A 7,343-nucleotide genomic window follows, 5' to 3' on the forward strand; every position below is an offset into this window, starting at 1 on the left:
CGCAAGCCAACCCCGGACTCGGGATCGGAAGTACTCCCCTTGGTGAGTTTCGAGGAATGCCTCATTCAGTCGTCTTCGGACCTCTTCGAGTCGTGCTCCGTCGATGCCGCTGGACTCGCCGTCCTGCTCAAGATCATCAATGCTTGACATCTCGCTGTCCTGTCCCCGACGAGCGCGCCCGGTGCCGATCGGCTGTGGACGGGTTCCGTCCTACCCCGCGGCCTCACTTATGGGCCCAAGGTACGGGGGCACGGAGGATCAGCTGATCCAGAACCCCGACTGCCTCCCCGAGGCGCGACACCTCGTGGTCACACGGCGACTACCAGCCCCCAAGGTTCGTGCTGGTCACAGAACTGGTCACAGAGACGCGAAAAACGCCCCTCAGGCACAGGACCTGAGAGGCGTTTTCGCTGGTAGCGGGGGCAGGATTTGAACCTGCGACCTCTGGGTTATGAGCCCAGCGAGCTACCGAGCTGCTCCACCCCGCGTTGACTTGTTCAATGCTACGACATGGCAGACGCGGCGCAAAATCGGGGTGGCTGGGTGGCCGACCGATGTGGTCGGCCACCCGACAACCCCTGCAACGCTAGGGTGATCGGCTCGGACTGGCCGCGCGTGACGGTGTCGCCTCCGGTCTACCGGATGGACTCGTCGACGGTGATGGGCTGGTAGCCGTCCCGCTAGGCGTCGGCGACGGTTCGTTGCCGAGCTGCTGGCGTAGTCGCTCGGCCTCGTCCAGCGCCGTCTTCAGCTTCTTCTGCGCGTCACCGTAGGCGGCGAAGTCGCCCTTCTTCAGCGCTGCCTGGCCCTCCTCGTACGCGTCCTGCGCGTCCTGCAGGGCTTCTTCCAGCTGGGCCTGAACATCGCCCCTGGGTTCTTCCTTGCCTTCGTCCGTGTCGTCGCCGTTCGACGCACCGCCGAGCACTTGGTCTATCGCCTCGTCCAGGGTCGGCGCATAGCCGATCTTCCCGCCGAACGACACGAGCACACGTTGCAGCAACGGATACGACTCACCGGTTCTCGCCTGCACGTAGACCGGCTCCACATAGAGCAGACCACCCCCAAACGGCAGGGTGAGCAGGTTGCCGAACCGTACGCTCGAACCACCGCGGCGTAACAACGACAGCTCTTGCGCCGCAGGCGCGTATGCCTCAAAGTTGCCCTGCATCGTGCCCGGGCCCGGGACCGCGGTGTTCGAAGGTAACTTCAACACGCGTAACTTGCCGTAGTCATTGCCAGGTTCACTGGACACCGACACGAACCCGGCGAGGTTGGGTCTGCCTCTGGGCACGAAGGTCGACGTCAGCGAGAACCGCGCCTCGTCGTCGCCGGGCATCCTGGTCTCCAGGTAGTACGGCGGCTGCGCGATCTTGGCGTCCCCTGCGGTCGGGTCGTTGGGGGTCTGCCAGTACTCCTGCCCGCCGTAGAACGCGGCCGGGTTGGTCACGTGGTACCGGGACAGGATCTCCCGCTGTGCCTTGAACATGTCGGCCGGGTAGCGCACGTGGTCGCGTACGGCGTCGCTCATCTCCGACACCGGCTTGACCTTGTTACCGAACGCCTTCTGCCACGTCTTCAGCACCGGGTCCTTGGCGTCCCACGCGTACAGCGTGACCTCGCCGCTGTACGCGTCGACGGTCGCCTTCACCGAGTTGCGGATGTAGTTGACCTCCTGCTCCGGCTGCGCTGTACGCGCGGCCGTGCCGGTCAAGCTGTCCTCGGTCGCCTCGTCCAGGGACGTCTTCTGGCTGTACGGGTACATGTCGGTCGTCGTGTACCCGTCGACGATCCACTGGATCCGGCCATCCACCACGGCGGGGTACGGGTCACCGTCGAGCTCGAGGAACGGTGCAGCCTTCTGCACCCGGTCGCGCGGGCTGCGGTCATAGAGGATCTGCGACTCTTCGTTGATGTCGCCAGAGAAGAGGATGTTGTAGTCGCGCATCTCGACGGCGTACAACAACCGTTGCCAGAACGAGCCGATCTTCACCCCGCCGTCACCGTTGTAGGTGGTCTTCGTCTGCCCGGAACCGCCCTCGCTGGAGTAGTCGAACTCCTGCGGCGGCGCGCCCTTCGGAGCACCGACGATCGAGTAGCTCGGCACCTGCTCGCCGAAGTACACCCGTGGCTCGTACTTGCCCAGTGAGCCCTTCGGCGGGATGTCCTTCGACTGCCAGACCGGCTTGCCCTCGTCGTCGACCTGGGTGCCGTCGGCGCCGACGAAGCCGTAGCCGTGGGTGTACTGCAGCCGGTCGACGACCCAGCGGCCGCGCTGTCCTTCGGGCGCCCCGGGCAGCTCACGTACCGCAGCGACGGTCGTCTCCTGGTTGCCGTCGATCGCGTATCTGTCGATGTCGAGCGACTCGGAGAAGCTGTAGAAGCCGCGGATCTGCTGCAGCTGCTGGAACGTCTTCGACACGACGTTCGGGTCGACCAGCCGGATGTTCTCAGTGCTGTCGCTATCCGACGTCTGGTCCTGCGTGACGTTCCTGCGTGCGTTGTACGGGGTGACCTCGGTATCCGCGACGTCGTACGCGTCTCTGGTGCTCTTGATGTTCCTGTCGATGTACTCCCGCTCCCGTGCCTCCTGGTTCGGCTTCACCTGGAACTGCTGCACGACGGCCGGGTACGCGCCACCGACGAGCACTGCGGACAGGATCAACAAGCCGAGGCCCATGCCGGCGAACAGCAGTCCGCGACGCACCGCGCTGACGACGAACATCGCCGCACACAACAGTGCGATCGCGGCCAGGATGGTCTTCGCCGGGAGCACCGCGTGCACGTCGGTATACGACGCGCCTGCGGTCACGCCGCGGTCGGAGTGCACCAGGCCGTAGCGGTCCATCCAGTAGTCCGCGGCCAGCAACACCATGAACACGCCGGCCAGGATGCCGAGGTGTGCTCGGGCGCCGGAGCTCAGCTGCCCACCGCGGCCGGCGAACCGCATCCCGCCGAACGCGTAGTGCGTGGCGGCCGCGGCGAGGAACGCCACCACGATCATGGCGAAACCGTAACCGAGCAGCAGTCGGATGAACGGATACGAGAAGACGTAGAAACTCACGTCCATGCCGAACTGCGGGTCCTGCTCACCGAACGAGACCCGGTTGAGGAAACCGAGCACGGTACGCCACTCGTTGTCGGCGGACAGGCCACCGACCAGCCCGACGAGCCCGGAGATGACGAGCGCGAACTTGGTCAGGTGCGGCTCGAACGCACGGCGGTAGCGCGCGAGCGCCTGCTGGTCCGGCGTGTTCGGGACGGTCTTCGGCCGCAATCGCTTGGCGATCAACAGGCTGAGCAGGACCGAACCACCGATCAGCACGGCGCCGGCCACGAACAGGCCGATCCTGGTGGCGATCAGCGTGCTGTAGATCCCGGAGAACCCGATGGACTGATACCACAGCACGTTCGTGTAGATCCTGGTGAACACCAGGAAGAGGATCACCACTACCACGGCTATGGCGATGCCGATGAGGATTCGCCGGCCGCGCGGCGACACCCCCGGTCGACCCGCCCCTGCGGAATAGGCCACTACACCCACCCAATCTCAGCAACTCTGCTTTGGTCCACGAAGCCCATATCCATCCTCCGCACTCGGGACGCCGGTTCCCCGGTGGCCATGTCAGCTGCCATCACACGAGGGCACGGCACCGTCGCCGGTACGGATTGTGTCCAATGCGTCGACCGCATCCTCGAGGGTACCCACCTTCACCAACCGCATCCCGTCGGGAGCGGTCCTCCGCGCCTCGGCACAGTTGCCGGACGGCGTGAGGAAGACCGTTGCCCCTTCGTCCTTGGCGGCGACCATCTTCTGGGTGACCCCGCCGATCGCGTCGACTTTACCCTGCGAGTCCATCGTGCCCGTCCCAGCAATGAAACGACCGTCGGCGAGCTGGCGTTCCGTCAACAGGTCGACGATGGCCAGCGAGAACATCAGCCCGGCGGACGGGCCACCGACGTTCTGCAGCCTGATCCGCACCTTCACCGGGTACGTGTAGTCGGCGCCGAGCTCGATGCCGACGATGGCACGCTCCTCGTTGTCCGGTGCGGGGACGGTCTTCAACGCGACGGTGGACTGCTCGCCCTTGCGCTTCACGGTGATCCGTACGCGGTCGCCCGGCTCGTACTTGCCCATCTGCTTCTGCACGCTGGCGGCGTTCGGCGTACGAACCCCGTTGATCGCCCAGATCTGGTCGCCGGCGTGCAGCTCGTCCTCGGCGGGCATGTCCTTCTGCACCGTCTTGACGATGAGGCGTTCCTTGACCGGGATGCCGACGTGCCGCAGCGCCGCGACCGTGCCCTCGTCCTCGGAGCTCTGGAACTGCTCCGCGCTCTCCTTCTCGATCTGCTGCCGCGTCGTGCCCTCGGGGTAGTAGATCTCCTCGGGCACGACCGCCACGTTCGGGTCGACCCAGCCGGTGAGGACCTGCCCGAGGCTCGGCTGGTTTCCTGGACCCCCGATGACGGAAACCGTGGTCATGTTGAGGTGCCCGCTGACGGAGTACGTCTTGCGGCCGGTGACCGAGACGACCGGCCGCCCGTCGACGTCGCCGATAGTGTTGTACGTCGGGCCGGGGGCCTCGCGCACGTACGGCACGGGCAGGTACCAGCCGGCGGCCACCATCACGACGACGAGCACGCCGGAGACAGCGAGCGTCACCAACCGACCAACCATGCCCAGAGCCTAGCCCTGAGCTTCCCGCGTCCGCCGCTGCGGGTTAGGGCTCCACCAGCGGTTTCGCCCCGCCGGTAGACCCGCGACGAGCGACGATACGCCGGTGGCGCGGCCGGTGCAGGCATGCGGCCGCACCGCGGAGGCAGGACAACGTGATGCCATCGTTACCCGTGCCGGGCCGAGGTCAGGGGGATCCCACCCACGCCGTGGTGCCGTCGGTGAAGTCCTGCCGCTTCCAGATCGGCACGGTGGCCTTGAGATCGTCGATCAGCTGCTGCGCGGCGGCGAACGCCTCCCCGCGGTGCGCTGCCGACGCCGCGACGACGACGGCGACGTCACCGATCTCCAGCTCCCCCACCCGGTGCTCGGCCGCCACCGCACCGACGTCGTGCCCGGCGGCGATCTTCTCGACCACCTGGCTGAGCACCTCGCCCGCGGACGGATGTGCCTGATATCCCAGCCGCACGACGCCCTTGCCCTGGTCCTGCTCCCGCACCGTCCCGACGAACACCACGACGCCGCCGGCGGCCGGGTCGGCGACGGCCGCGCGGACGTCGTCGACGGCGAGCGGCGTCTCGCGGATGGCGACCGACCGGATGACATCGGGTCGTGAAGCGTGCATAGGGCGACCGTACGCCACCAGCTGCTGTACGCGCACCGCGAACGTCCTTCCACCCATCCGCGGCGCCCAGGAGATAGCGTGGCGGAATCGGCATGAACGTGCTGGATGGCATGTCCTACCACTTAAGCGAGATACTGAGGCGATGAGCGGCGACAATCCCGTCGACCGGCCGAACGGCGACGACGACAACGAGCGCCCGGAGCAGTCGAAGGGCGGCGACGAGAACAACCCGTTCGCGGCGATGTTCGGCGGCGCGAGCACGGAGCAGTTCGCCCAGATGCTGCAGGGCTTCGCCCAGGCCATGTCCAGCCCGAGCAGCGGCCCGGTGAACTGGGACCTGGCCAAGCAGACCGCGCGGCAGACCGTCTCCGCCGCCGGCGACAGCTCGGTACTCGACCGGGACAAGCGCGAGCTGGCCGACGCGATCCGGCTCGCGGACCACTGGCTGGACGACGTGAGCAGCCTGCCCGCCGGGTGCAGCAAGGTCGAGGCGTGGAGCAAGGCCGAGTGGGTGGAGGCGACGCTGCCCACCTGGTCGCGGCTGTGCGACCCGGTGGTCGCCCGGATGGCCGAGGGGATGGCCGCGGCCATCCCGGAGGAGATGCGGCAGTCCGCGGGACCGCTGCTCGGCATGGTGCGCCAGATGGGTGGCGTCATGTTCGGCAGCCAGGTCGGGCAGGCAGTCGGCGGCCTCGCCGGCGAGGTGCTCGGCGCCAGCGACATCGGGCTGCCGTTGGCCAGTCCGGGAACCGCCGCGCTGCTGCCCGCGAACGTGCGCGCGTTCGGCGGAGGTCTCGGTCTCAGCGAGGACGACGTGCGGCTCTACCTCGCCCTGCGCGAGGCCGCCCACCAGCGGTTGTTCGTACACGCGCCGTGGCTGCCGGCGCGGCTGCTCGGCGCCGTCGAGGAGTACGCGAAGGGCATCGACGTCGACACGTCCCGACTGGAGTCGCTGGTCGGCCAGCTCGACCTCACCAACCCGGAGGCGTTGCAGAACGCCCTCTCGGAGGGGCTGTTCGACGGCGACGAGATCGCGAACACGCCCGCGCAGCAGGCCGCGCTGCGGCGGCTGGAGACGTTGCTCGCCCTGGTAGAGGGCTGGGTCGACACGGTGGTGACCGCGGCGACCGACGGACGGATGCCCTCGGCGCTGTCGCTGGCCGAGGCGGTGCGCCGGCGGCGCGCGACCGGCGGGCCCGCAGAACGTACGCTCGCCACCCTGGTCGGCCTAGAGCTACGCCCCCGCCGCATGCGGGAGGCCGCCGACCTCTGGAAGCGACTGACCGACGCCCGCGGCGTCGAAGGCCGCGACGCGCTGTGGGCCCACCCGGACCTACTCCCCGACGCGGACGACCTGGAGAACCCGGAACCATTCATCACCGGGGCGTCCGAGCTGGCCGAGTTCTCCGACCTGTCGCAACTCGGCTGGGACACCTCGGATCCCCCGGTAGAAGGCACCCCCGACGACAACGCCCCTGAGGCCAACGGCCCTGACAGTCCCGGCAACGACGACGCCGGCCCTGCCGACGGCGAGAGTCCCGACGGCCCTGACGGTCCTGACGGCGGCGAGCCGGGCACCGACCGCCCCTAGCCGCAGGCGAGCGGAGGCTACGACCGGCCCAACCACCGACGGTGGGGCCGCACAACCACGGCCGCACCCGGCCGCCGCACCGGCGGCCCACAGAGCCACGGCCGCACCCGGCCGCCGCAACGACAGCCCGCAGCCCCAACCACTCAAGCCACCCGAGACCGACGCAGCGTGAACCGCACACCCACGGCCGCACCCTGCCGCCGCAACGACAGCCCGCAGCCCCAACCACTCAAGCCACCCGAGACCGACGCAGCGTGAACCGCACACCCACGGCCGCACCCGGCCGCCGCAACGACAGCCCGCATGTCCCGAAAGAGAAGAGGACGCGGATCGTGTTGAGTGTGCTGGCTGGCGAGGTCACGGTCGCTGAGGCGGCTCGGCGGGAGAAGGTCAGCGAGCAGTCCATCGGCCGGTGGAAGGCCGAGTTCCTGGAGGGCGGTAAGAACGCGCTGGCG

5 protein-coding genes and 1 tRNA gene are annotated in these 7,343 nt (G+C 68.1%); 2 read left to right on the forward strand and 4 right to left on the reverse strand.

Features of this window, described 5'->3' with window-relative positions; genetic code table 11:
• Window positions 1–411: 411 nt before the first annotated feature.
• The 4 genes from GEV07_30235 to GEV07_30250 form a co-directional block, all read right to left on the reverse strand.
• Window positions 412–488: transfer RNA gene (locus GEV07_30235), tRNA-Met, on the reverse strand.
• A 98-nt stretch (window positions 489–586) separates the two neighbouring features.
• Entirely contained in the window at window positions 587–3,541 is a 2,955-nt protein-coding gene (locus tag GEV07_30240) for a UPF0182 family protein (GenBank protein MQA06795.1), read from the reverse strand.
• Window positions 3,542–3,622: 81 nt separating this feature from the next.
• A complete protein-coding gene (locus GEV07_30245; protein MQA06796.1) occupies window positions 3,623–4,675 on the reverse strand; it encodes a PDZ domain-containing protein in 1,053 nt (350 codons plus the stop codon).
• Between the two features lie 184 nt (window positions 4,676–4,859).
• Window positions 4,860–5,297 carry a molybdenum cofactor biosynthesis protein MoaE gene (locus tag GEV07_30250; protein MQA06797.1) on the reverse strand — a complete coding sequence of 146 codons (438 nt, stop codon included), beginning with the start codon at window positions 5,295–5,297 and terminating at the stop codon, window positions 4,860–4,862.
• Window positions 5,298–5,439: 142 nt separating this feature from the next.
• Here GEV07_30250 and GEV07_30255 point away from each other — a divergent pair, with 142 nt between their 5' ends.
• Both GEV07_30255 and GEV07_30260 read left to right on the forward strand, forming a co-directional pair.
• A complete protein-coding gene (locus GEV07_30255; GenBank protein ID MQA06798.1) occupies window positions 5,440–6,888 on the forward strand; it encodes a hydrolase in 1,449 nt (482 codons plus the stop codon).
• Window positions 6,889–7,142: 254 nt separating this feature from the next.
• Window positions 7,143–7,343 (forward strand): helix-turn-helix domain-containing protein (locus tag GEV07_30260; GenBank protein ID MQA06799.1); only part of this gene is annotated, 201 nt, incomplete at its 3' end.

The sequence above is a fragment of the Streptosporangiales bacterium genome (assembly GCA_009379825.1).
Classification (GTDB): Bacteria; Actinomycetota; Actinomycetes; order Streptosporangiales; family WHST01; genus WHST01.

Bases quoted from the DNA above. Each gene is read 5' to 3' on its own strand.
- GEV07_30245 (MQA06796.1), bottom strand. From the start codon at position 4,675: ATGGTTGGTCGGTTGGTGACGCTCGCTGTCTCCGGCGTGCTCGTCGTC.
- GEV07_30250 (MQA06797.1), bottom strand. From the start codon at position 5,297: ATGCACGCTTCACGACCCGATGTCATCCGGTCGGTCGCCATCCGCGAG.
- GEV07_30255 (MQA06798.1), top strand. From the start codon at position 5,440: ATGAGCGGCGACAATCCCGTCGACCGGCCGAACGGCGACGACGACAAC.